Genomic DNA, 21,759 nt, shown 5'->3' with positions numbered 1-21,759 from the left:
CACTCACCTTCGCGCCGGCAGGCGCCTGCCAATATACGGCATCTCCACCACGCAGTTGTTTTCATAACTTTTCTGTCTGTGCAGCTTGCGCATTACAATTTGAGCCTGCCGCACTCACGAAGTGGTGCCAATGCTCTAGTTTTCATCTTCGCCATGCCGGGTGCGCCATCTCTGCCTGATGCACAGACACGGCGAAGGACGCTCGGTTGTCTAGACGCCGATGGCGACTTGCATGCCTTCCGGGGCGGCATACATCGCCATGTTCTTGCGCGACAGATCGAGATGCGCGCGCACCAGCGCCTCGGCGCGGTCGGCATCGTGATGGGCGATGGCGTCGATAATGTCGTCGTGCTGGCGGCAGGCCTCTTCCAGATTGTCCTGCATCTGCGCATTGGCGGGACGGTAGAAGATCTTTCCGATCCGCGCGTGATCGATCAGCAGCCGGCGCAGGCTCGGCAGCAGGTAGGGATTGTTCGCGACCTCGCCGATGCGCAGATGGAACTGGTCGTTGTAGAAGACGCGGCCATCGATATCGTCACCTTCGACGGACTGGCGGAAACTGGCCTGGATTTCCCGAAGACCCGCAATATCCGCTTTCGTCGCGGTTTCCGCGGCAAGCCGCGTGGTCGCGGCATAGATGAGCGGCGCCACCAGGAAGAAGTCGCGCAGCGACTGATAGCTCATGGAGGTCACGCGCGCGGGACGATTGGCCTCAAGCTCGATGAAGCCCTCGCCGGCAAGCTGCCGCATGGCTTCGCGAACCGGCGGCCGTGAAAGGCCGAATTCCTCGCTGAGCGCGATCTCGTCCAGAACCGAGCCCGGCGCGATCTGCATCGTCAGGATGCGGTGGCGCAGGCTCGAACTGAGGGCGGTCTTGCGGTCGACCCCGGCGCCTGCCTCGGTCGGGATTTGCTCTGTGGCCATGTCGAACTCCTTTGAGCGGCAATCTGTCTACAATCGATAGGCGGGTCAATGCGGGCACCGCGGTTTTCGCCGGGCGCAAGCCGGCGCTACGGCCTCCTCCACAAGCCATTCGAAGCGAATTGCGCGGGCATGCTAGCATCATGCCTATTGACAGTCTATCAATTGTCTACTTATTGTCTTTCAAAGATAGCCCTGCATGACACCCGGAGCCATCGGTGCGTAATGCACCGATGGCCTCATCCGATCCCGTCGAACCGCGGACCTGCTGCCATGACCGACTTCCCCTTTGCGGGCCTGAACCTTGCCATTGCCACGCCCTTCGACGCCGGGGGCCGCATCGACCATGCGCGGCTGGAACAGAACCTCGAACGCTACCTGGCGCTGGGCGTGCCTGGCTTCGTCCTCAGCTCCGGCACCGGCATGCATGTCTATCTTTCGCGGGAAGAGTCGGACGAACTCGTGCGGCGCGGATCGAAGATCATCAACGGACGTGCAAAGCTCATCGTCCAGACCTCCGCCCTTCTGACGGACGACGTCGTCGCCCGGACGAAGCATGCGGCCGATTGCGGCGCTGACGGCGTCATGGTGCTTCCGCCCTTCTTCGAAGGGCCGACCGACGACCAGGGCATTATCGATTTCTACACGGAGGTCGCAGCCGCCGGACTGCCGGTCATCGGCTACAACGTTCCCCATGCTGTGGGCGTCACGGTCACGCCGTCGCTGCTTGCGGACTTGTGCGCGATCCCGAACTTCTGCGCCGTCAAGGACAGCAGCGGCGACCTCGGCAGGCAGGCATCCCTCATCCGCACCGGCCTGCCCGTCATGAACGGCGCCGACAATCTCGTGCCCTTCGCGCTCTGGTCCGGCGCGAGCGGCCTGATCTGGGGTGGTGCGAACTTCGCGCCGCGCACCGCACTTGCCCTCGTCACAGCCGCAATGGCCGGCGACTGGTCGAAGGCACGCGCGATCTGGACGGTCCTCGAGCCTGCCATGTCCCTGATCTGGGAAGGCGACTACGTGCAGTCCGTCTACGCCGCCGCCGAACTCACCGGCTATGGCGCGGGCGCGCCGCGCAAGCCGCTCAGGGCCCTGTCGCCCGAGCGGATCGACATTCTCCGCACGGCGCTCGGCACCCTCGTCGAACGCGAAGCCTGAGCCGTGAACCGTCCCGCGAAAAAGGTCTTTGCCGCATCGAGGCTCCCGACGAACACGGGCGTCTCCGGATGGGTGGCGATGCTCCCTCCCCGCCAGGCGAAGCCCCGGCTCGCGGGCCGCTCCACCGCCGATGTGGTGATCATCGGCGGCGGCTTCGCCGGCCTCTCCGCCGCGCGCAGGATAGGGGATATCGATCGGGCCCTGCGGGTCGCGGTGCTCGAGGCCGGCGTCATCGGGGACGCGGCCGCCGGTCGCAACTCCGGCTTCATCATCGACCTGCCGCACGACGTCTCTTCCGAGGACTATGGTGGCGACACGATCGCCAAGAACCGCGAGGCCATCGAGATCAGTCGCACCGCGATTGCGCTGGCAAGTGCCGTCGCCGAGGAACAGCGCTGGGGACGCACGATCTTCGATCCATGCGGACGCTACAGCGTCGCCATCAGCGACGAGGGCGATCGGCACCTGGTCAAATACGCGGAAGGCCTGGCGGCGCTCGGAGAAAGGCATCAGCTGCTCGATGCGCGCGGGATCGCCGATATAACGGGTGTCGAGACCTATACGTCCGGCCTCTTCATGCCGGGAACGGTGATGGTCCAGCCCGCTGCCTATATTCGCGGACTGGCCGACAGCCTGCGTGATCCGGTCACGGTCTATGAGAATTCGCCCGCGGTGCGGATCGAAGGCGACGGCGGCGGCGAATGGACCGTGACGACGCCGCACGGCGCCGTCAGCACGGGCAGGATCATCCTGGCAAACAACGGCCATGCGGAAAGCTTCGGCTTCTTCGAAAGCCGCCTTCTCCACGTGTTCACGTGGGCATCGATGACGCGCGCGTTCGATCCCGGCCACCTTCGCGGACAGAGGAACTGGGCGGCCACGCCGGCGCTGCCGATGGGAACGACGGTCCGCCGTATCGCGGGAGAGCGCGGCGACCGCATCCTCGTGCGCTCCCGCTACAGCTATCACGCGGGCATCGAGGCCGGAAACGGGACGCTTCGACGTGCCGGCGCGAAGCACGACCAGAAGTACAACGCACGCTTTCCCACGCTTGCAGACGTCCCGATGGAATATCGCTGGGGCGGGGCGATGGCGCTCACATGGAACGCCGTGCCCGCCTTCGGCGAGATCGAGCGCGGCATCTTCGCGGCATGCGGCTGCAACGGCGTGGGCGCGACGAAGGCGACCGCCAACGGCATCGCCGCGGCCGACCTGATGCTCGGCCGGAAATCGCGGCTCACGGAAATCTTCGCACGCTTCGAGGCGCCCAGGCCGCTCCCGATGCAGCCGTTCAGGACCATCGGCGCGAAGGCGAACCTAGCCTTCAAGGAATGGAGGGCCGGCGCGGAGTGATCCTGAAGCGCCTGCCGGGCGCGGCGCGATCCGTCGAAAAAGTTCACCATCAGGCCGGATGTCGCGGCGCTCCGGTTCATAGCTTCGCCGCTAACACAAAGGGAACGCAAATGAAAATTCTGCTTGCATCAACCGCATTGCTCCTGGGCACCGTCGCCGGCGCGTCGCTGGCCAGCGCCGCCGAATGCGGCGACATCACCATCGCCAGCATGAACTGGCAGAGCGCCGAAGTGCTCTCCAACCTCGACAAGATCATCCTCAACGAAGGCTACGGCTGCAATGCCGAGATCACCATCGGCGACACGGTCCCGACCATCACCTCCATGGCAGAGAAAGGCGAGCCGGATATCGCGCCGGAAGCCTGGATCGACCTCTTGCCCGACGTGGTCAAGAAGGGCACGGATGAAGGCCGCATCGTGCAGGTCGGCTCGCCGCTTCCCGACGGCGGCGTCCAGGGCTGGTTCATTCCGAAATATCTCGCCGACGCCCATCCCGACATCAAGACGATCCAGGATGTGCTGAAGCATCCCGAACTCTTCCCGGACCCGGAAGATTCCAGCAAGGGCGCGATCTACAACGGTCCGCAGGGCTGGGGCGGCACGGTCGTCACCGCACAGCTTTTCAAGGCCTATGACGCGGAGGCGGCGAACTTCACGCTGGTCGACACCGGCTCGGCCGCCGGCCTCGACGGCTCGATCGCCAAGGCCTATGAGCGCAAGGAAGGCTGGGCCGGCTATTACTGGGAGCCGACCGCCCTCCTTGGCAAATACGAGATGGTGAAGCTCGGCCATGGCGTGCCCTATGACGCGGCCGAGTGGAAGCGTTGCAACACCGTCGCCGATTGCCCGGATCCGAAGACCAACGACTGGCCGGCCGACAAGGTCGTGACGCTCGTGGCAAAATCCTTCTCCGAAACGGCCGGTCCCGAGGTCATGGACTATCTGGCGAAGCGCTCCTGGTCGAACGACACGGTCAACAAGCTGATGGCCTGGATGACCGACAACCAGGCGAGCGGCGAAGACGGCGCAAAGCACTTCCTCGAAGAGAACAAGGACATGTGGAAGGCCTGGGTCTCCCCGGAAGCCGCCGAAAAGATCGAGGCTGCGCTCTAGGCCATGCCTTTGGGGGCGAGCAACAGCCGCCCCCCGCGAAAATCGGTGCGATGCGGGCCTGCGCGTCGCACCAATCCTGCCGGCAGAACAAGAAGAACACACGAGGTCGGCTCTTTGGAAAAGGGGAACGGAATGGACTGGTTTTTCAAATTCCCGCACATGGACGACAATTCGCTGCGGGACCTGAAAAAGGCCATCGACGATGGCTTTCGCGGCTTCACCCGCAGCTATGGCGATATCATTGAGGGCTTCTTCTCGCCCCTTCAGCATTTCCTCATCGCCTCGGAGCGCTTCATGCTGAAGACGCCCTGGCCTATCATCACGCTGCTGATCCTCGCCATCGCCTATGCCGCGACGCGCAGCCTGCGCATCACCGCCGGTTGTCTCGCGACCCTCATGATCATCGGCTATTTCGACATGTGGGACGATACGATGCGGACGATCTCCATGATCTTCGTCTGCACGGTTCTTTCGATCGCCATCGGCATCCCGATCGGCATCCTCATGGCACGCTCCGACAGGATGCAGCGCGTCGTCAACCCGGTCCTCGACGTCATGCAGACCATGCCGAGCTTCGTCTATCTCATCCCCGTCGTCATGCTGCTCGGCATCGGCAAGGTGCCGGGGCTGATCGCCGTCGTCATCTACGCCATCCCGCCGATGATCCGCCTCACCGACCTCGGCATCCGCCTCGTCGACAAGGATGTTCTCGAAGCCGCCGACGCCTTCGGCGCGGACAACCGCCAGAAGCTCTTCAAGGTGCAACTGCCATTGGCCCTTCCCACCATCATGGCCGGCATCAACCAGACGATCATGATGGCGCTCGCCATGGTGGTCATCGCTTCCATGATCGGCGTGCAGGGCCTCGGCCAGCCGGTGCTGAAGGCCATCGCCAACCAGTACTTCACGCTCGGCATCTTCAACGGCCTCGCCATCGTCGGCATCGCCATCATGTTCGATCGCGTCAGCCAGGCCTATGGCAAGCGCCTGCAGAAGCACCGGGAGATCGTCCATGGCTGAACACGCCTTCGGCGGCATCAAGATCCGCAATCTCTACAAGATCTTCGGCCCCAATGCGGGCGCCCATATCGAGGCCGTCAAGAACGGCCTCACCAAGGCGGAACTCAACGCCAGATACGGCCATGTGCTCGGCCTCAGCGACATCAACATCGAAATGCCCTCGGGCTCGATCCAGGTCATCATGGGCCTCTCCGGCTCCGGCAAGTCGACGCTGATCCGCCACATCAACCGGCTGATCGATCCGACGGCCGGCGAGGTCCTGGTCGACGGCGTGGACGTGGTGACGATGCAGGAGGCCGAGCTCAGGGAGTTCCGCCGCCACCAGACGGCGATGGTGTTCCAGAAATTCGCGCTGCTGCCCCACCGCACCGTGCTCGACAACACGATCTTCGGGCTGGAGATCCAGGGCATGCCGCGCCAGAAGAGCCTCGACACAGCCATGCGCTGGCTTGAACGCGTCGGCCTCAGGGGGTTCGAGGAAAAATACCCCAACCAGCTCTCCGGCGGCATGCAGCAGCGCGTGGGCCTTGCCCGGGCGCTCGCCAACGATGCGCCGGTCCTTTTGATGGACGAGGCCTATTCGGCGCTCGATCCGCTGATCCGGACGGACATGCAGACCGTGTTGCTCGACCTGCAGAAGGAGATCAGGAAGACCATCGTGTTCATCACGCACGACCTCGACGAGGCGCTGCGCCTCGGCGACCAGATCGCCATCCTGCGCGACGGCGAGGTCATCCAGCAGGGCACCAGCCAGGATATCGTGCTGCGCCCCGCCGACGACTACGTCGCCAACTTCGTCAAGGAAGTGAACCGCGGACGGGTGGTGCATGTCGAAGCGGTGATGACGCCGGGTGCGGTACAGGCATCGGGCAAGCCGACGGTCATGACCGGAACGACGGTCGAAGATACCCTTCGGGTCCTCTCCCGCGAGGTTGCCGACGAGGGCGTCGTCGTCTCCTCGAGCGGCGAAACGCTCGGCGTGGTGACCGTCCGGCAGCTCGCCGGCGCCATGGTGAATGCGGCGCGCTGAACCGCAAAGGAGATGACCGCCCGCCGGGCGGTCATCATACGTTCGATCAGGCCACGCGAACCTCCTGCCCGCCCGATGCGGCAGAGGGGATCGCCATGCCGGCGCGCCGGCCCTCGTAGAAGGCGTAGGGCGCCTGGCGCGGCGCGACGCCGTCGCCGATCTCGATGAAGGGAATGCCCAGTTCCGCCAGTTCCAGCGCCAGCCAGTTCGCCGCGACATTCGTCGTGGAGAAGACGAGGCTGTCGGCCTCGATCGTCTCGTTCCTTCCGGTGAGGTGCGAGACGAGTGTCGCGGCGTTGCCCTGCCAGCTCTCGATGCTCGTCTCCGTGCGGAACTGAACGCCGAGCCGGCTCAGCGTGCGCCGCAGGGGAACGTCGGCGGCGGTGCGCTGGAGTTCCTTGCCGACCAGCGCATCGGGCGTCACGAACGTCACCGCGTGGCCCTGCTCGGCAAGCTTCCAGGCCGTACCGCAGCCCTTCCAGCCACCGGTCTCGTCCAGGACCACGACGCGGCGGCCGAGCCGAGCCTGGCGGGCCATGACGCTTTCGGCGGAGAACACGTTGCCGCGCTCGATACCCGCGAGCGACGGATGGTCCGGCCGGGCTTTCTGGAAGCCGCTCTCAAGCGGCAGGGAGCCGGTGGCGAGGATGACGACATCGGCGCCGATCGCCGAGACGTCTCCGCCTTCCAGATAGCTGTTCAGCCGGACTTCGACGCCGAGCTTTGCGAACCGGGTCTCGTACCAGCCGATGAGGTCGAGGATCTGCGCGCGCCGCGGCTGTTCGCCGGCGAGGCGGAAGGCGCCGCCGAGCCTGTCGGCGGCTTCCGCCAGCACGACGCGATGGCCCCTTTCCGCCGCGGCCCGCGCGGCCTCCAGCCCCGCCGGCCCGCCGCCGACGACCAGCACGGATTGCGGGTCCGCCACGCGCTCGAAGCGATCGCCGCCCCATTCGGCCTCCCGGCCGACCGAGGGGTTGATGAGACAGCTGATCCAGTAGTCCCGCGACCGCCGCCCCCAGCACATCTGGTTGCAGGAAAGACAGCCGCGGATATCTTCCGGCGTGCCGCTGCGCGCCTTGTTGGCGAGATGCGGATCGGCGATCTGGCCGCGCACGATGGAAACGAGGTCCGCCGATCCCTCGCCCAGCGTGATCTCCGCATTGTCAGGCGTGCGGATATGGCTCTCGGCCGTGACCAGGGCATGGCTGACGACCTTCTTCAGGCGTGCCGAAAGCTCGATCCCGAGCCGTTCGGGATAGAGGAAGGTCGGCATCAGGCTGCCATAGTCGAAATAGCCGCCGGACCCGCAGGTGACGTAATCAATCAGCCTGTCCGCATCCAGACCGGCGACGATCTCCGTGATCTGGTCGCGGGTAAGCGCCGTGGGACAGCCCGGCTCGTCGCTGACGGTCAGGCCGACGATGAAATCCGGGCCGCAGAGCCGCCGGATGCGGCTCAGGATCTCGCGCGAGAACCGCGTCCGGTTTTCCAGGCTGCCGCCCCATCTGTCCTCGCGCCTGTTGTAGAACGGCGTCCAGAACTGGTCGAGCAGGCCGCCATAGGCCGCCCAGACCTCCACGCCGTCGAAGCCCGCCGCCTGGCAGCGCCGCGCCGCACTGACGAAGGCCTCGATGGTCTCTTCGATCTCGGCCTCCGTCATCGCATGGGAGCCGTCGCTGTCGTGGTAGCTCGGCCCGCCGGAGGGCGACCAGTGCGCATGGAAGGACAGGTCGGAATCACCATGGCTGCCGACGTGATAGAGCTGCTGGAGCACGACCGCGCCATGCCGCTTCACGCTTTCCGTCAGCCTGCTGAAGGCGGGTATGACGGAATCGTCGCAGGTGCGGAAATTGCCGCGCGTCAGCACGGTCGCCGGATGCACAGGCATCGGCTCGACGACGATCATCGCCGCGCCGCCGATCGCCCGCTCGACATAGTAGGCGATCGTCTGTTCGCTCGGCAGTCCGTTGACGGACATGTTGGCCGTGTGCGCGCCGAAGACGATCCTGTTGCGCAGCGTATGGCCGGCGAGCTTGATCTCGGAAAAGGTCTTGGGAAAGGAGGGCGTCATCTTGGATCCTGGAAAGCTGCTGCGAGGCACAATGCAGTGGCGCGGGCCTCGAAAGACCCGCGCCGGAAGTTCAGAGGGCGGCGGCAATCTTGTCCGCGACGTCGGCGCCCAGCCAGGATTTCCAGAGGTCCGGGTGCTCCTTGAAGAAATGCGCCGCGCCATCCTCGCCGCTCGCCTGCGTATCGGTCATCCATGACATCACCGCGCTGACAGTCTGGTTGTCCCACGACCTCTTGCGAAGATAATCGATCACGCCGGCATTTCCACTATCGACGAGACGCTGCGAGACGAGTGTCACGACATTGTCCTTCGGCCATTCGTTCTTCTTCGGATCGGGACAATCAGCGACGGTGTTGCAGCGCTTCCATTCGGCCGCATCGTGGGCCACGCCGGCATCGAGGCGCACCATCTCGTATTTCCCGAGCAATGCCGTCGGCGACCAGTAATAGCCCATCCAGCCCTCCTTGCGCTCGTAGGCCTTGGCCATGGCACCGTCGAGACCGGCCTGCGTGCCGGGATCGACGAGGTCGAAGCCCTTCGCCTCGCCGCCATAGGCCTTGAAAAGCTGCGCGCTGACGACCGAGCCGCCGGAGCCCTGCGGGCCGTTGAACACCGCGCCCCGCGCGGCATTCTCCGGCGCCGGGAAAAGCTCGGGGCGGGCGAAGGCGTCGTCGACCGTCCTGATGTCGGGATGGGCATCGACGATGAACTTCGGAATGTACCAGCCCTGGATGCCGCCATCCGAAAGTGCTGGTCCGATATTTACAATCCTGCGCTCGTCGACGCCACGCTTGACGATTTCCGGAACGAGGTCCACCCAGGACTCGCCGGCAATGTCGGGCTGGCCTTTTTCGACCATGGAGGTGATCGTCGGCACGGTGTCGCCGGGCACGAATTCGACCTGACAGCCGAAGCCCTGCTCCAGGATGAATTTGTCGACATGTGCGAGAAGTTCACCGCTTTGCCAGTTCATGTTCGCCACCGTGACCGTGCCGCAGTCGGCATGGGCGCCGTGGGCGAAACCAACGGCCAGAACGACCGTCGAAAGTGCGAGAAGCTTGTTCATCCTGTTCCCCTGTTCGCATTTTTGATGGATCTGCTTGGCAGGGCGGGAACGGCCATTCCGGTGCTTCGGCACTGGACCTCCCCTTCCCTTACCAACGCAAATCAATGCTATTTGCCTTCATCGGCGCCGTATTGTACGTTTAGGACAATTTCGATGGCGCGGAGACCCGTCTTGCAGCGTGATTACGCCCCTCTGGGACCGAGCAAGCCGCCACCGGACATCACGGCGCCGCTCCGGATCGGCATCGTCGCCACCCCGAACTTCACGCTGATGCCGCTCGGCTGCTTCACCGATTTCCTGCGGCTGGCCGGGGACGAAAGCGACTACAGCCGACGGATCTATTGCGACTGGCATCTGTTGTCGCACACGCTCGATCCCGTGCGCGCGAGCTGCGGACTGGCCTTGACGCCCGGCCGGACCTATGGCGACCCGCGCGACTATGACGTCATCGTCGTGCATGGCGGCATCCTTCATGGCGACCACCGGATCCCGCCGGAACTCTACGACTTCGTGCTTTCCGCCGCACGAACGGGCGTTCCCGTTGCCGGCAACTGCTCGGGAAGCTTCGTGCTGGCGGAGGCAGGCCTTCTCTCCGGCAAACGGTGTGCGGTGCATTTCGCGCTGGCGGGCGTGCTGCGCCAGACCTTTCCGGATGTCATTCCCGTCACGGACCGGCCGGTCGTGGTCGACGGCGGCGTCATCACCTGCCCCGGCGGCCTGGCCTCGATCAGACTCGCCATGTATCTCGTCGCCAATGCCTGCGGCGAATCCCGCGCCCACAAGGCCTTTCATTATCTTCTCGGCGATCAGGGCTTCGAGAAGGACGCGGCGGTCGAGGAGCAGGATATCGGCCTCAAATGCGAGGATCGTCGCGTGGCCAACGCCATCGGCCTGATGCGCCAGAAAATGTACGAACTCTGTTCCGTCGCCGAGATCGCCGCAAGCGTCGGCACGTCGGAGCGCGAACTGTCCCGCCTGTTCCGGAAACATCTGCAGGTCGCGCCCAGCCAGTACTGGCGCCAGATGCGGCTGAAGGCGGCGAAATGGATGGTGCTGAACAGCGATCGCTCCATTGCCCAGATCGCCTATGAATGCGGCTTCACGGACTGCGCCCACCTCGTGAACTGGTTCCGGCGCACCTACCACATCACGCCGGCGAAGCTGCGCCGCTCGCATCGCGAACTCGGCCTGCGCTGACCGGTTTTCCCGAAAATCCAAAGCCTTGGCGCCGGAACGCACGCGTCCGCGCGGGTTCCGGAAGCATGCGCTCAAGCTGAGTATTTTTATTGTAGACATTATGTCTTCTATTGAGCTACAGTATGTCTACTTCGATGGGGCCGATGAAAACGGAAACTTCCGGCTCGGCTATCGAACCGACAATCCCAGGAGGACTTCATGAATTTCGACGGCATCTACACGCCGGTGATCACGCCGCATCGCGACGATGGGTCGATCGACCGGGACGCGTTTGCCCGCATGATCGAGCACCTGATCGCATCCGGCGTGCACGGCCTCATCAATGGCGGCTCGACGGGCGAGTATTACGCCCAGTCGATGGACGAGCGCGTGGAGATGGCCAGGTTCGCCAAAGAGGTGATCGGCGATCGCGTGCCGCTCGTGGTGGGCACCGTCGCCATCCGACTGGAGGATTCCATAACGATGGCCGAGACCGCGGCGAAGATCGGCGCGGCCGCCATCCTCGTCGGCTCGCCGCCCTACTCCGTGCCGACCGAGCGGGAAAACGCGTTGAACGCGCTCGCCATCGACCGCGCAGCGGATCTTCCGATCATGCTCTACAACTATCCCGGACGCATGGGCATCGACATGGGCGAGGAATTCCTCGACCGCGTCGGCCGCAGCCGGAATTTCCGTGCCATCAAGGAAAGCTCCGGCGACATCAATCGCGTGCACCTCATCGCCCGCGACTACCCGCATATCCAGATGTCCTGCGGCATGGACGACCAGGCACTGGAATTCTTCGCCTGGGGCGCGAGGAGCTGGGTCTGCGGCGGTTCCAACTTCCTGCCGGCGGAACATATCGCGCTCTACAGGGCCTGCGTCGTCGAAGGAAACTTCACCAAGGGGCGGCGCATCATGTCGGCGCTGATGCCGCTGATGCGCGTGCTCGAACAGGGCGGCAAGTTCATCCAGTGCATCAAATACGGCTGCGAGATGAACGGCTTTACCGCCGGCCCGCCGCGCCCGCCGCTGAAACCGCTGAACAAGGATGACATGCGGCAACTGGAACAGGTGGTGCGCGTCGTAAAGCGCACGATTGCACAGATCGAAGCGGAGGCATGAACATGGGCGATCTTCTGACACACGACGAATACAAGGCGATTGCCGCCGGCCTCGACTTCCCGACGCAGGCCTTCATCGACGGCAGCTTCCGGCCGGCGATCTCGGGAAAGACCTTCGAAACGACCAATCCGGCGACGGGCGCGGTGCTGGCCAGGGTCGCGTCCTGCGGCCCGGAGGATGTCGACTTCGCCGTCGCCAAGGCGCGCGACGCCTTCGAGGACGGCCGCTGGTCGCGCCTACATCCGACGGCGCGCAAGGAAATCCTCCTCCGTTTCACCAGGCTCCTGAAGCGCAATGCCCGCGAGCTTGCGGTGCTGGAAAGCCTCGACAGCGGCAAGACGATCTATGATTGCGAGAATGTCGACGTTCCGGAAACCATCCATTGCCTGACCTGGCATGCCGAACTCATCGACAAGATCTACGACCAGGTCTCGCCCGCCTCCGACAACCATATCGCCATGGTGGTGCGCGAGCCGGTCGGCGTGGTCGGCCTCGTGCTGCCCTGGAACTTCCCGCTCCTCATGCTCGCCTGGAAGATCGGCCCGGCGCTGGCGGCGGGCAACTCCGTCATCGTCAAGCCGGCCAAGGAAACGACGCTGACGGCGCTGCGGGTGGCGGAGCTCGCCATGGAGGCCGGCATCCCCGCCGGCGTGTTCAACGTGCTGCCCGGCGGCGGCGCCGATGTCGGCGAACCGCTCGGCAGGCACATGGACGTCGACATGGTGTCCTTCACCGGCTCCACCGAGACCGGCCGCCGCTTCCCCCGCTATTCGGCCGAGTCCAACCTCAAGGAAGTCACCCTCGAAATGGGCGGCAAGAACCCGGCCGTGGTGCTCGACGATGCGGAGAACCTCGACCGTGTCGCCGCCCATCTCGTCAACGGCGCCTTCTGGAACATGGGCGAGAACTGCTCGGCCTCCTCGCGCCTGATCGTCCAGCGCGGCATCAAGGACGAACTGCTGAAGCGCATGGTGGCGCACGCCCGGGAATGGCCGATGGGCGATCCGCTCGCCCCGGAAAACCGCGTCGGCGCGCTCGTCTCCAAGGCACATTTCGAGAAGGTCGCCTCCTATCTCGAAAAGGGCCAGAAGATTGTGCTCGGCGGCAAGGCCAGGGACGGTTTCGTCGAGCCGACGATCATCGACGTCGCCGACCGCGAGGCGAAGGCTGTGCGCGAGGAGATCTTCGGGCCTATCCTGACGGTGCTGACCGTCGAGAGCTATGACGAGGCGATCGCGCTTGCCAACGACACCGAGTACGGCCTCGCCGCCTCGATCTACACCGCCAATGCCAAGCGGGCGATCCGCGGGGCACGCGCCATCCGCGCCGGCACGGTGACCGTCAACTGCTTCGGCGAAGGCGACATCACGACGCCGTTCGGCGGCTTCAAGTCGTCCGGCTTCGGCGGCCGCGACAACGGCATCCATGCACATGACCAGTACACGCGCATCAAGACGATCTGGATCGACCTCACCGACGACGTCGACGAGGCCGTGTCTTGATCAACCTTACGGCCGAAAGGCTGCCGGTCCATCGCGGGCCGGCAGCCTGGAGCGCGATCCTTCCCGACCGGCCGCCACCGGAAAGGCTCGAGGGTGACCTTGCCGTCGACGTCGCCATCGTCGGCAGCGGCTTTGCCGGCCTCTCCGCCGCACGGCGGCTGCGCCAGATCGATCCGAAAATCCGGATCGCCGTCCTCGATGCGGGACGGCTTGCGGAAGGCGCCTCGGGCCGCAATTCCGGCTTCATGATCGACCTGCCGCACGACGTCTCCTCGGAGGACTATTCGGGCAAGGAGATGAGCTCCGACCAGAAGACCATCGCGCTCAACCGCAGGGCCATCGCCTTTGCCCGCTCGGCCGTCGAGGAATACGGCATCGACCCGGCATTCTTCGATCCGGCCGGCAAGATCAACGGCGCGGCGAGCAGCAAGGCCCATGCGCTGAACGCCAGCTACGCCACCCATCTCAGGCACCTCGGCGAAGCGAGCGAGATGCTCGACGAGACGGCCATGCTGGAGGTGACCGGCAGCCGGCACTATCGCTCCGGCCTCTATACGCCGGGCACCGTCATGATCCAGCCGGCCGGCTACATCCGCGCCGTCGGCGCCGGCCTGCGCAAGGCCGGCGTCGGCGTTTTCGAGGGGTCCCCGGTGGCGCGCATCGCCCGAAGCGGGCAAGGCTGGGCGCTGACGACGCCCCGCGGCACGGTCTCCGCCGCCAGGGTCATCCTTGCCAACAACGGCCATCTCGAAAGCTTCGGCTTCAAGCGCGGCCGGCTGATGCATATCTTCCTCTACGCCTCGATGACCGCGGATCTCGACCGCAGCACGCTGGCCAGGCTCGGCGGCCAGCCGCGCTGGGGCATCACGCCCTCCGACCCGATGGGCACGACCACGCGCCGCATCGATACCGCGCAGGGCGGCAACCGCATCGTCACGCGCACCTGCGCCACATTCCTGCCCGGCATGGTCCCGTCCGAAGCCGCCCTCGCCCGCACGGCCCGCGTCCACCGCAAGAAGTTCGCCGACCGGTTCCCCGCCCTTGCCGGCGTGCCGATGGAATACAGCTGGGCCGGGCATCTGTGCCTGACGTGGAACGGCGTCTCCGTGATGGGCGAACACGAGCCGGGCCTCTATGCGGCCTGCGGCTGCAACGGCCTTGGAACGGTCCGCAGCACGCTGATGGGCATCGCCGTGGCCGACCTCGTTGCCGGCAGGCCTTCGGACATCTCGGCCCATTTCCTTGCCGAAGAAGAGCCGGCCAGGCTCGCCCCCCCGCCCTTCGCCGGGATCGGCGCAAACCTCTATCTCAAATGGCGGGAATGGCAGGCGCGCCGGGAATAGCACCGCCGCCGCGAAGGAAACGCAACGATGACCAAAGCCGCCCAGAACCCGCCGGCCTTGCGGATAGGCTTCATCCTTGCGAGGCGCTTCACCCTGTCGGCCATGGCGCTCTTCGTCGATACCTTGCGCCTGGCGGCCGACGACGAGGACGGCTCGCGCAAGATCCGTTGCAGCTGGGACGTGCTCTCGCATGCCCGCGGATTCGCAACATCGAGCTGCGGGGTGCAGGTCGCGTCTACCACCGAGCTGATCGATCCGCGCAAATACACCCATATCGTCGTTGTCGGCGGCCTGCTCGAGGTCGAGGAGCCGCTTGATGCCGCGGCGATCGCCTATCTCCGCAAGGCCGGACAGGCCGGCGTCGGCCTTGTCGGCCTGTGCACGGGGAGCTTCCTCCTGGCCGAAGCCGGGCTCTTGAAGAACCACACCAGCTGTGTCAGCTGGCTGCACCACAAGGCGTTCACGCAGCGCTTCCCGCATTTGAACGCGACGAGCGAGCAGATCTTCAATCTGGACGGCAGGATTGCGACATGCGCGGGGGGAAGCGCCTCGGCCGACCTCGCCGCCGCGCTCGTGCGGCGCCATGTCGGCGAGAGCGCCGAACGGAACGCCACGGAAATCCTGCAGATCTCCCACCGGCGCGAAGCGACCGAGGCCCAGGCGCGAAAACCGCTCGGCATCGAGATCGGCGACCGCCGCGTGCACCAGGTGCTCCGCCTGATGGAGCAGCATCTGGAGGACATTCTGCCGGTCAGCGCGCTTGCGACGCTCATCGGCCTTTCGCGGCGCCAGCTGGAACGGCTTTTTCTCGAATGCCTCGGCACGTCGCCCAGCGCCATCTACCTGCGCCTGCGCCTGGAGAGCGCCCGCCGCATGATGGCCGAGGACCCGAAGCGACCGCTGATCGACATCGCGCTCGCCACCGGCTTTTCCGGGCCGTCGCACTTCTCCATCCGCTTCCGCGCCCTCTTCGGCATCAGCCCGACGGAGGCGCGGCGCCTCGACGGCATGCGGAAGGCGGGTCAGGCCGGCTGAGCCTGTGCTTTTGCGCCCGCCCCGGCCAAAACACCAAAAAAGCCGGGCGAGGCGGTCCAAGGCCGACCTCGCCCGGCCGTCCGGGTAGGGCTAGTACGCGGACATTCTGATCAATTCAGTTCGCTTTTTACTTCGCGCCCTGCACATATCCCTGCCAGCGGGCCAGGAAATCGCTGCGCCCGGCGGCGGCTTCGGCCTCGTTGGTGGCGAAGATCTTGATCTTGTCGAGGGCCGGCAGGTCCACATGGTCGCTCACCACGATGTCGTTGCGGCTCGGGCGGCGGAAGGTGTTTTCGAGCAGCGCGATCTGCATGTCCTTGGAAAGCAGGGCGTCCATGGTGCGGCGGCCGAGATCGGCATTCGGCGCGCCCTTGATGAGGGCCATGAATTCCGGCGAGGTGAAGGTGCCTTCCTCCGGATAGACCAGCGCGATCTCGGCCTGGCCGCCGGCGACATAGGCATAGGCGTTCGCCTCGAAGGTAAGCCCGGCGACGAACTCGCCCTGTGCCACGCCACGCAGGATCGACGAGGCGGAGCTGTTGACCAGCACGTTGCCGGCGAGTTTCTCCAGGAATTCCTTGCCCATCAGCTGCTCGATGCCCCAGAGGATCGTGTAGGCGGTCGAGCTGTTGTTCGGATCGGCGATCGCCACCTTGCCCTTCCACTTCGGATCGAGGAAATCCTCCCAGCGCTTCGGCGCCGGGATATCGCCGAGGAGATTGCCGTTGACCATGGCGACCACGACATGGGTGATCGTCGCGCTCCACAGGTCCTCCTTCTGGTGCAGCGTCTCGGGGATCGCCGACAGTTCCTTCGAGCGGTAGGGCTCGAACAGCTGGCGGAAGGCACCGAGCGTGTTCTCGCTCGAGCTCCAGAACACGTCGGCCTGCGGGCTGGCCGCCTCGGCCTCGATACGCCGCAGAAGCTGCCCGCTGCCGCCGGTGATGGTGCTGAGCGAGATGCCCGGCTCGATCTGGCGCAGGCCCTCGGTGACGGCGTCCACCACCTGCGCCGGATTGGGCGTATAGACGACGACCGTGCCGGAGGCCGACTGGGAGAAGGCGATTTTCGGCAGCATCGCCGCTGCAAGGCCGGCAAGCACGCCGCGTCGGGAAATCGTGAAGGTCATGTCGTTCCATCCTCTTTCTGGCTGCCTTTAGGTTTGGTTCCGGCCGCGGGGCAGTCATCCACGGGCGCATGAATTCGGGTATGCGGGCGCGGGGCCGCGGCTCAGCCGGACGAGAACAGCTCCACCTTGAACACCTTCGTCGCGATGACGATCGGGATCAGGATCACCGCCAGAAGCAGCACGCCCATCGCCGAGGCCGAGGCCATCAGGTTGCTGTCGATCAGCTTGTAGATCTGGATCGGCATGGTCTCGCGGCCGCCGGAATAGACGATGATCGACGTCGAGAGTTCGGAGACCGTGACGGCCCAGGTCAGCACCATGGCCGAGGCGATGGCCGGCAGCATCAGCGGCAGCACCACCTTGAAGAAGCTCGGCACCGGCGGCACGCCGAGGCTGATCGACGCCTCCTCGATGGAATCGGGGATGTTGTAGAGCGTCGAGGAGGCGTTGCGCATGGCGAACGGCAGGCGGCGGATGACATAGGCGAGCACGATGATCGCGCCGGTCCCCGTCAGCGGCAGCCAGCCGCCGTTGAAGGACATGGCAAGGCCGATGCCGATCGCGGTGCCCGAAAGGGCCAGCGGCAAGGTGCCGAGATAGTCGAGCAGCGGCGTGAAGGTGTTGCGCTTCTTGACGATCATGTAGCTGATGATGGTGCTTGCCATCATGCCGATGACCGTTGCCGTGCCGGCATAGAGAAGCGTGTTGAGGATCGGCGCGGGATTGGTGAGAAGCAGGCGCTCGAAATTGGCGAAGGTCCATTCGCCCCAGGCCATGACCGGGCCGCGGGCCCGGGTGAAGGCGCCGGCGACCAGCATGACGAGCGGCATCAGCGAGATGACGACCACCGCCCCCGCCGCCCCGCCGAGCAGCAGGGCCTGCCCGCCGGCGAGCGGAACCGGCCGGGCGCTGCGGCCCTGTACCACCTGATAGCGGCCGCGTGACAGGATCCAGCGCTGGCAGAACAGCACGATGACGATGAGGCCGACGGCGACGCTCGCCAGCGTGCTCTGCATGACCGGGTCGCTGCCGCCTTCGGCGACGGCCGCCTGGTAAGTCATGACCGAGAGCAGCTTGACCGGCCCGCCGAGGATCGACGACGTGCCGAAATTGCCCATGACCATGGTGAAGACCAGGAGCGCGCCGGCCATGACCGAGGGCAGGATGACCGGCACCAGAACCTTGAGGCGCGACTTGACCGGCGAGGTGCCGAGGCTTTGCGCGGCCTCCTCGAGCTGCACGTCGAAGCCGCGCACGGCGGCGAGCGTGCTGATATAGACATAGGCGTAGTAGGTGAAGGTCAGCGAGACGATCAGCCCGTTCCAGCCGTAGAAGCTCGGCAGCGCGATGTCATAGGCGCGCAGCGCGCGGGTGATTACCCCGTTGTTGCCGAGCAGCATCAGCCAGGTCTGCGCCGTGATGACCTCCGGGATGACCAGCGTGATCAGCGGCAGCAGGGCAAGCGCCGATTTGCCCGGAAAGCTGTAGCGCGAGGCGAGATAGGCGAGCGGCACGCCGATGAGGACCGACAGCAGCGTCACCGCGGTGGCGAGGATGAGCGTATTGCCGATCGCCTCCAGATAGGTCGTGTCGGCAAGGAGCTGCGCCCAGCCGTTGCGCCCGCCGCTGCCGAAGCTGCCGGTCAGGATGTTGAGCAGCGGATAGAGCAGGAAGACGGCCATGACGACGAGCATGGCAAGCGACAGCCACCACCAGACCGCGCGGGTTCCGGACGCGCCGCTCATGATGCCAGCACCAGGGTCTTTTGCGGATCGAAGCCGAGGTCGACGGCCGCGCCCGGCACGTGGCGGTCGTGGCCGTCGCCGTGGGTCTCGACGGCAAGAGTGATGCCCTCGCCGATCTCGACCACATAGCTGGTCTTGCCGCCGAGATATTGCCGGCCGGTGACGGTGCCCGCCACGCGGTTGCCGCCGCCCTCGCCGCGCGGGGCGAGCGAAATATCCTCCGGCCGCGCGACGAACATCGCCTTCGGCCCGGTGAGCGGTGCGGGAACGCGCGCCGCCATGGCATGACCGGCAAGGCGGATGCTGGCGGTGCCTTGACCCGCGGTTCCGGCCGGCGCGTCGATCTCGATCGTGTTCGCCGCGCCGACGAAATCGGCAACATAGGCACTGACGGATTCGCGGTAGATCTGCGACGGCGTGCCGACCTGCTCCAGCTTCCCGCTCTTCATCACGCCGATCCGGTCGGACATGGCGAGCGCCTCCTCCTGGTCGTGGGTGACGAAGACGGTGGTGATGCCGGCCTCGCGCTGCAGTTCGGTGATCGTGCCGCGCACCTGCAGGCGCAGCTTGGCATCGAGGTTCGACAGCGGCTCGTCCATCAGCAGCACCTGCGGCTGGATGACCAGCGCCCGGGCAAGCGCCACGCGCTGGCGCTGGCCGCCGGAAAGGGCGGCCGGATGGCGCTCGCCAAGATGGCCGAGGCCGACCCGCTCCAGCGCCTCGCCGATCTTGCGCCGCATCGTGGCGCCCTCCTCGCCGCGGGCGCGCAGGCCATAGGCGACGTTGTCGTTGACGGTCTTGTCGGGAAACAGCGCGTAATCCTGGAAGACCATGCCGATGTTGCGACGATGGGCGGGAAGCCGCGTCACATCCGACCCGCCGAACAGTATCCTCCCGGTGGAAGCGTCGATGAAGCCGGCTATGGTGCGCAGGAGCGTGGTCTTGCCGCAGCCGGACGGGCCGAGCAGCGTGAAGAACGAGCCGGGCTCGATCGCCAGCGACAGCCCCTCGATGACCCGGTGATTTCCGTAGGTCACGCCGAGGTTCTCAATCTTGATTCCCATCTCGTCCTCCTCCCCTTTTCCGTCCGTCAGCCCATCGCGGCCTGAACGAGCGCCAGCGCATCGCGGTGGCGGGCCGGATCGCCGGCGGCCAGGATACGAGGGCCACTTTCAAGCGTGATCGGCTTTCCGTCCCAATCGGTGACGACACCGCCCGCACCCGCGATGATCGGCGTATAGGGCGCAAGGTCGTGGATCTTGAACTGGGTGTCGATGTGCACGTCGGTCCGGCCGGAGGCGAGCAGGCCGAAGCTGAGGCACGCGCCGCCATAGATGCGCCAGGCCGTCGCCTCGCGCAGCGCGTTGAGCGCCGGGTGCTCGGAAAGATGGAAGAAATCCGGGTTGCAGACGGAGAGCATCGCGCTGCCGAGGTCGGGGCAGCCGCGCGTCCTGCACGGCGCGCCGTTCAAAAGCGTCTGCCGCCCTTCGACGCCGACCCAGCGATTGCCGCCCGACGGTTGGTCGATGATGCCGATGACGGGACGGCCATTGTGCATCAGCGCGATCAGCGTGCCGAAGACCGGCATGCCGGCGATGAACGGCGCCGTGCCGTCGATCGGATCGAGCACCCAGACGAACTCGGAATCGACCGATGCGCCGCCCTGCTCCTCGCCGATTACGCCATGGTCGGGATAGGCCTCGGTGATCAGCTCGCGCAGCCGCCGCTCGATCGCCAGGTCCATATCGGTCACGAAGCTGCGGTCTGGCTTCATCTCGATGGCGCGCTGCTGCCCCATCACGTCGAGAAGCATCCGCCGGCTTTCGTCGGCGAGAACCCCGGCAAAGGCTGCCAAGCGATCGAGCACCGCATCGTTCAATGTATTCCCGCCCGTCGACATCCTGGCTCCTTCTCCCGATTTTCCAAACCGCGAACGTTCATTCGCTCTTCTAGCGGGGAATGTTGCATAATGTAGCAAATGCGTCAATCTGTAATTTGCGTGCGATGAGCGAAGGAGGATAATGGACAAAACGACAGGTCTGCACAGCAACGGGAAAAAACCATGTGGCAAGAGGAACGACACCAGAAGATCCGGGCTATGCTGACATCGTTCGGCCAGGTTTCGATCGATCGAATCGTGGAGAGTTTTGGCGTTTCGCGTCAAACTGTACGGCGTGACCTGATCGATATGGAACAATCTGGAATATTGCGCCGCATCCGCGGCGGCGCGGTTCCGGTCGATACCGAGGATATGGAATTCAGCGTCCGCATCACGCAGCGGCTGCATGAAAAGCGCGCGCTCTGCGTCGCCGCGCTCCGGCTATTGAAAAGCCACCAGACCATCTTCCTGGACGCCGGCTCGACGACGACGATCATGGCGGAGGTCCTGGCGGGCCCGACCGGCCTCACGGATCTCACGGTCGTCACCAACTCCCTTGAGGCGGCCACGCGACTTGCACAGGTGCCGAACAGCCAGGAGAACGGCATCCGCGTGCAGCTCCTGCGCGGACCGGTCAAGCGCGATCCGCTGGAAACCTGGGGCGGCGCCACGGTTGCCGATATCTACAGCTATCATGCGGACATGGCCCTGCTCTCGCCGCTCGGCATCGACGCCGCCTCCGGCGCGACCTACTATCAGCTTCACGGAGCCGAGATCGCGGAGGCGATGGCGCGCCAGGCGGCCAAGATCACCATCCTTGCCGATCATGCGAAAATCGGCGTGACCAGCCGGAAATGCGTCTGCCCGACGGGCGAGATCGACTACGTGGTCGTCGATTCCAAGGCGCGCGAACGTCCCGGCTTCGCCGCGCTCGAGAGCACCGTCGCCGAACTCGTCGTTGCCGAGGGCTGATCACGGCAGCGCCACGCCCTCGGCCTCTGAGCGAGCAAGCCGCGCAGCCGTTTCATCGGCTGGCGTTCCCGTTTTGGTCGAAGCGATGGATTCGCGTTTCGTCTGGCGTTAGGAAGACGGTG

At 65.4% G+C, this 21,759-nt stretch carries 18 protein-coding genes and 1 pseudogene; 12 read left to right on the top strand and 7 right to left on the bottom strand.

What is annotated here, in order from left to right; all coding sequences use genetic code 11:
• Window positions 1–210: 210 nt before the first annotated feature.
• Complete coding sequence (locus MUU56_RS31200; RefSeq protein WP_245082670.1) at window positions 211–924, bottom strand: GntR family transcriptional regulator; 714 nt, start codon at window positions 922–924, stop codon at window positions 211–213.
• Window positions 925–1,194: 270 nt separating this feature from the next.
• Between MUU56_RS31200 and MUU56_RS31195 the strand changes: the two genes are divergently transcribed.
• The 5 genes from MUU56_RS31195 (at window position 1,195) to MUU56_RS31175 (ending at window position 6,594) form a co-directional block, all read left to right on the top strand.
• Window positions 1,195–2,079, top strand: coding sequence for a dihydrodipicolinate synthase family protein (locus MUU56_RS31195; protein ID WP_245082667.1), 885 nt, complete (start codon window positions 1,195–1,197; stop codon window positions 2,077–2,079).
• A 3-nt stretch (window positions 2,080–2,082) separates the two neighbouring features.
• Entirely contained in the window at window positions 2,083–3,432 is a 1,350-nt protein-coding gene (locus tag MUU56_RS31190; protein ID WP_245082662.1) for an NAD(P)/FAD-dependent oxidoreductase, read from the top strand.
• 110 nt (window positions 3,433–3,542) lie between these two features.
• Entirely contained in the window at window positions 3,543–4,544 is a 1,002-nt protein-coding gene (locus MUU56_RS31185; RefSeq protein WP_245082659.1) for an ABC transporter substrate-binding protein, read from the top strand.
• Window positions 4,545–4,676: 132 nt separating this feature from the next.
• On the top strand, window positions 4,677–5,564 hold the full coding sequence (locus tag MUU56_RS31180; protein ID WP_245082656.1) for an ABC transporter permease: 888 nt from the start codon (window positions 4,677–4,679) through the stop codon (window positions 5,562–5,564).
• Window positions 5,557–6,594: a quaternary amine ABC transporter ATP-binding protein gene (locus MUU56_RS31175; protein WP_245082654.1), complete on the top strand. Its 1,038-nt coding sequence runs from the start codon at window positions 5,557–5,559 to the stop codon at window positions 6,592–6,594. The genes MUU56_RS31180 and MUU56_RS31175 overlap by 8 nt, the downstream gene beginning before the upstream one ends.
• 46 nt (window positions 6,595–6,640) lie before the next feature.
• Here MUU56_RS31175 and MUU56_RS31170 read toward each other — a convergent pair whose 3' ends face one another.
• Together MUU56_RS31170 and MUU56_RS31165 are read right to left on the bottom strand one after the other, a co-directional pair.
• A complete protein-coding gene (locus MUU56_RS31170; protein WP_245082651.1) occupies window positions 6,641–8,665 on the bottom strand; it encodes an oxidoreductase in 2,025 nt (674 codons plus the stop codon).
• 70 nt (window positions 8,666–8,735) lie between these two features.
• Entirely contained in the window at window positions 8,736–9,731 is a 996-nt protein-coding gene (locus MUU56_RS31165) for an ABC transporter substrate-binding protein (RefSeq protein ID WP_245082649.1), read from the bottom strand.
• A gap of 171 nt (window positions 9,732–9,902) precedes the next feature.
• Here MUU56_RS31165 and MUU56_RS31160 point away from each other — a divergent pair, with 171 nt between their 5' ends.
• The 5 genes from MUU56_RS31160 (at window position 9,903) to MUU56_RS31140 (ending at window position 15,912) form a co-directional block, all read left to right on the top strand.
• Window positions 9,903–10,928, top strand: coding sequence for a GlxA family transcriptional regulator (locus MUU56_RS31160; RefSeq protein ID WP_245082647.1), 1,026 nt, complete (start codon window positions 9,903–9,905; stop codon window positions 10,926–10,928).
• Window positions 10,929–11,126: 198 nt separating this feature from the next.
• Complete coding sequence (locus tag MUU56_RS31155) at window positions 11,127–12,032, top strand: dihydrodipicolinate synthase family protein (protein ID WP_245082642.1); 906 nt, start codon at window positions 11,127–11,129, stop codon at window positions 12,030–12,032.
• 2 nt (window positions 12,033–12,034) lie between these two features.
• Window positions 12,035–13,534: an aldehyde dehydrogenase gene (locus MUU56_RS31150; RefSeq protein WP_245082639.1), complete on the top strand. Its 1,500-nt coding sequence runs from the start codon at window positions 12,035–12,037 to the stop codon at window positions 13,532–13,534.
• Window positions 13,531–14,877, top strand: a complete 1,347-nt coding sequence (locus MUU56_RS31145) for an NAD(P)/FAD-dependent oxidoreductase (protein ID WP_245082636.1) — start codon at window positions 13,531–13,533, stop codon at window positions 14,875–14,877. Before MUU56_RS31150 ends, MUU56_RS31145 begins: the two co-directional genes overlap by 4 nt.
• 27 nt (window positions 14,878–14,904) lie before the next feature.
• Window positions 14,905–15,912, top strand: coding sequence for a GlxA family transcriptional regulator (locus MUU56_RS31140; protein ID WP_245082633.1), 1,008 nt, complete (start codon window positions 14,905–14,907; stop codon window positions 15,910–15,912).
• Between the two features lie 127 nt (window positions 15,913–16,039).
• On the opposite strand, the gene MUU56_RS31135 is transcribed toward MUU56_RS31140, so the two are convergent.
• The 4 genes from MUU56_RS31135 to MUU56_RS31120 all read right to left on the bottom strand — a co-directional run bounded on the left by MUU56_RS31135 (window position 16,040) and on the right by MUU56_RS31120 (window position 20,686).
• Entirely contained in the window at window positions 16,040–17,041 is a 1,002-nt protein-coding gene (locus tag MUU56_RS31135) for an ABC transporter substrate-binding protein (RefSeq protein WP_245082630.1), read from the bottom strand.
• 101 nt (window positions 17,042–17,142) lie between these two features.
• Window positions 17,143–18,786, bottom strand: coding sequence for an ABC transporter permease (locus MUU56_RS31130; RefSeq protein WP_245082626.1), 1,644 nt, complete (start codon window positions 18,784–18,786; stop codon window positions 17,143–17,145).
• The gene (locus MUU56_RS31125) at window positions 18,783–19,850 is read right to left on the bottom strand and encodes an ABC transporter ATP-binding protein (protein ID WP_245082623.1); all 1,068 of its coding nucleotides are present in this window, start codon (window positions 19,848–19,850) and stop codon (window positions 18,783–18,785) included. Before MUU56_RS31125 ends, MUU56_RS31130 begins: the two co-directional genes overlap by 4 nt.
• Before the next feature lie 26 nt (window positions 19,851–19,876).
• Entirely contained in the window at window positions 19,877–20,686 is an 810-nt protein-coding gene (locus MUU56_RS31120) for an inositol monophosphatase family protein (protein ID WP_245082620.1), read from the bottom strand.
• A 162-nt stretch (window positions 20,687–20,848) separates the two neighbouring features.
• Between MUU56_RS31120 and MUU56_RS32980 the strand changes: the two are divergent.
• Window positions 20,849–21,016, top strand: a pseudogene (locus tag MUU56_RS32980) (DeoR family transcriptional regulator); the annotation flags it as partial.
• 21 nt (window positions 21,017–21,037) lie between these two features.
• Window positions 21,038–21,637, top strand: a complete 600-nt coding sequence (locus tag MUU56_RS31115) for a DeoR/GlpR family DNA-binding transcription regulator (RefSeq protein ID WP_245082617.1) — start codon at window positions 21,038–21,040, stop codon at window positions 21,635–21,637.
• Window positions 21,638–21,759 lie beyond the last annotated feature (122 nt).

Origin of the sequence: Shinella yambaruensis (genome assembly GCF_022899355.1) — a bacterium.
Taxonomy (GTDB): Bacteria; Pseudomonadota; Alphaproteobacteria; order Rhizobiales; family Rhizobiaceae; genus Shinella; species Shinella yambaruensis.
The sequence above is the reverse complement of the archived record's forward strand: the minus strand, read 5'-3'. Positions and strand labels throughout refer to the sequence as shown.

Coding starts and splice junctions, on each gene's coding strand:
- MUU56_RS31150 (WP_245082639.1), top strand. CDS start 12,035: ATGGGCGATCTTCTGACACACGACGAATACAAGGCGATTGCCGCCGGC.
- MUU56_RS31135 (WP_245082630.1), bottom strand. CDS start 17,041: ATGACCTTCACGATTTCCCGACGCGGCGTGCTTGCCGGCCTTGCAGCG.
- MUU56_RS31120 (WP_245082620.1), bottom strand. CDS start 20,686: ATGTCGACGGGCGGGAATACATTGAACGATGCGGTGCTCGATCGCTTG.
- MUU56_RS31180 (WP_245082656.1), top strand. CDS start 4,677: ATGGACTGGTTTTTCAAATTCCCGCACATGGACGACAATTCGCTGCGG.
- MUU56_RS31185 (WP_245082659.1), top strand. CDS start 3,543: ATGAAAATTCTGCTTGCATCAACCGCATTGCTCCTGGGCACCGTCGCC.
- MUU56_RS31175 (WP_245082654.1), top strand. CDS start 5,557: ATGGCTGAACACGCCTTCGGCGGCATCAAGATCCGCAATCTCTACAAG.
- MUU56_RS31195 (WP_245082667.1), top strand. CDS start 1,195: ATGACCGACTTCCCCTTTGCGGGCCTGAACCTTGCCATTGCCACGCCC.
- MUU56_RS31115 (WP_245082617.1), top strand. CDS start 21,038: ATGGAATTCAGCGTCCGCATCACGCAGCGGCTGCATGAAAAGCGCGCG.
- MUU56_RS31170 (WP_245082651.1), bottom strand. CDS start 8,665: ATGACGCCCTCCTTTCCCAAGACCTTTTCCGAGATCAAGCTCGCCGGC.
- MUU56_RS31125 (WP_245082623.1), bottom strand. CDS start 19,850: ATGGGAATCAAGATTGAGAACCTCGGCGTGACCTACGGAAATCACCGG.
- MUU56_RS31130 (WP_245082626.1), bottom strand. CDS start 18,786: ATGAGCGGCGCGTCCGGAACCCGCGCGGTCTGGTGGTGGCTGTCGCTT.
- MUU56_RS31140 (WP_245082633.1), top strand. CDS start 14,905: ATGACCAAAGCCGCCCAGAACCCGCCGGCCTTGCGGATAGGCTTCATC.
- MUU56_RS31165 (WP_245082649.1), bottom strand. CDS start 9,731: ATGAACAAGCTTCTCGCACTTTCGACGGTCGTTCTGGCCGTTGGTTTC.
- MUU56_RS31200 (WP_245082670.1), bottom strand. CDS start 924: ATGGCCACAGAGCAAATCCCGACCGAGGCAGGCGCCGGGGTCGACCGC.
- MUU56_RS31155 (WP_245082642.1), top strand. CDS start 11,127: ATGAATTTCGACGGCATCTACACGCCGGTGATCACGCCGCATCGCGAC.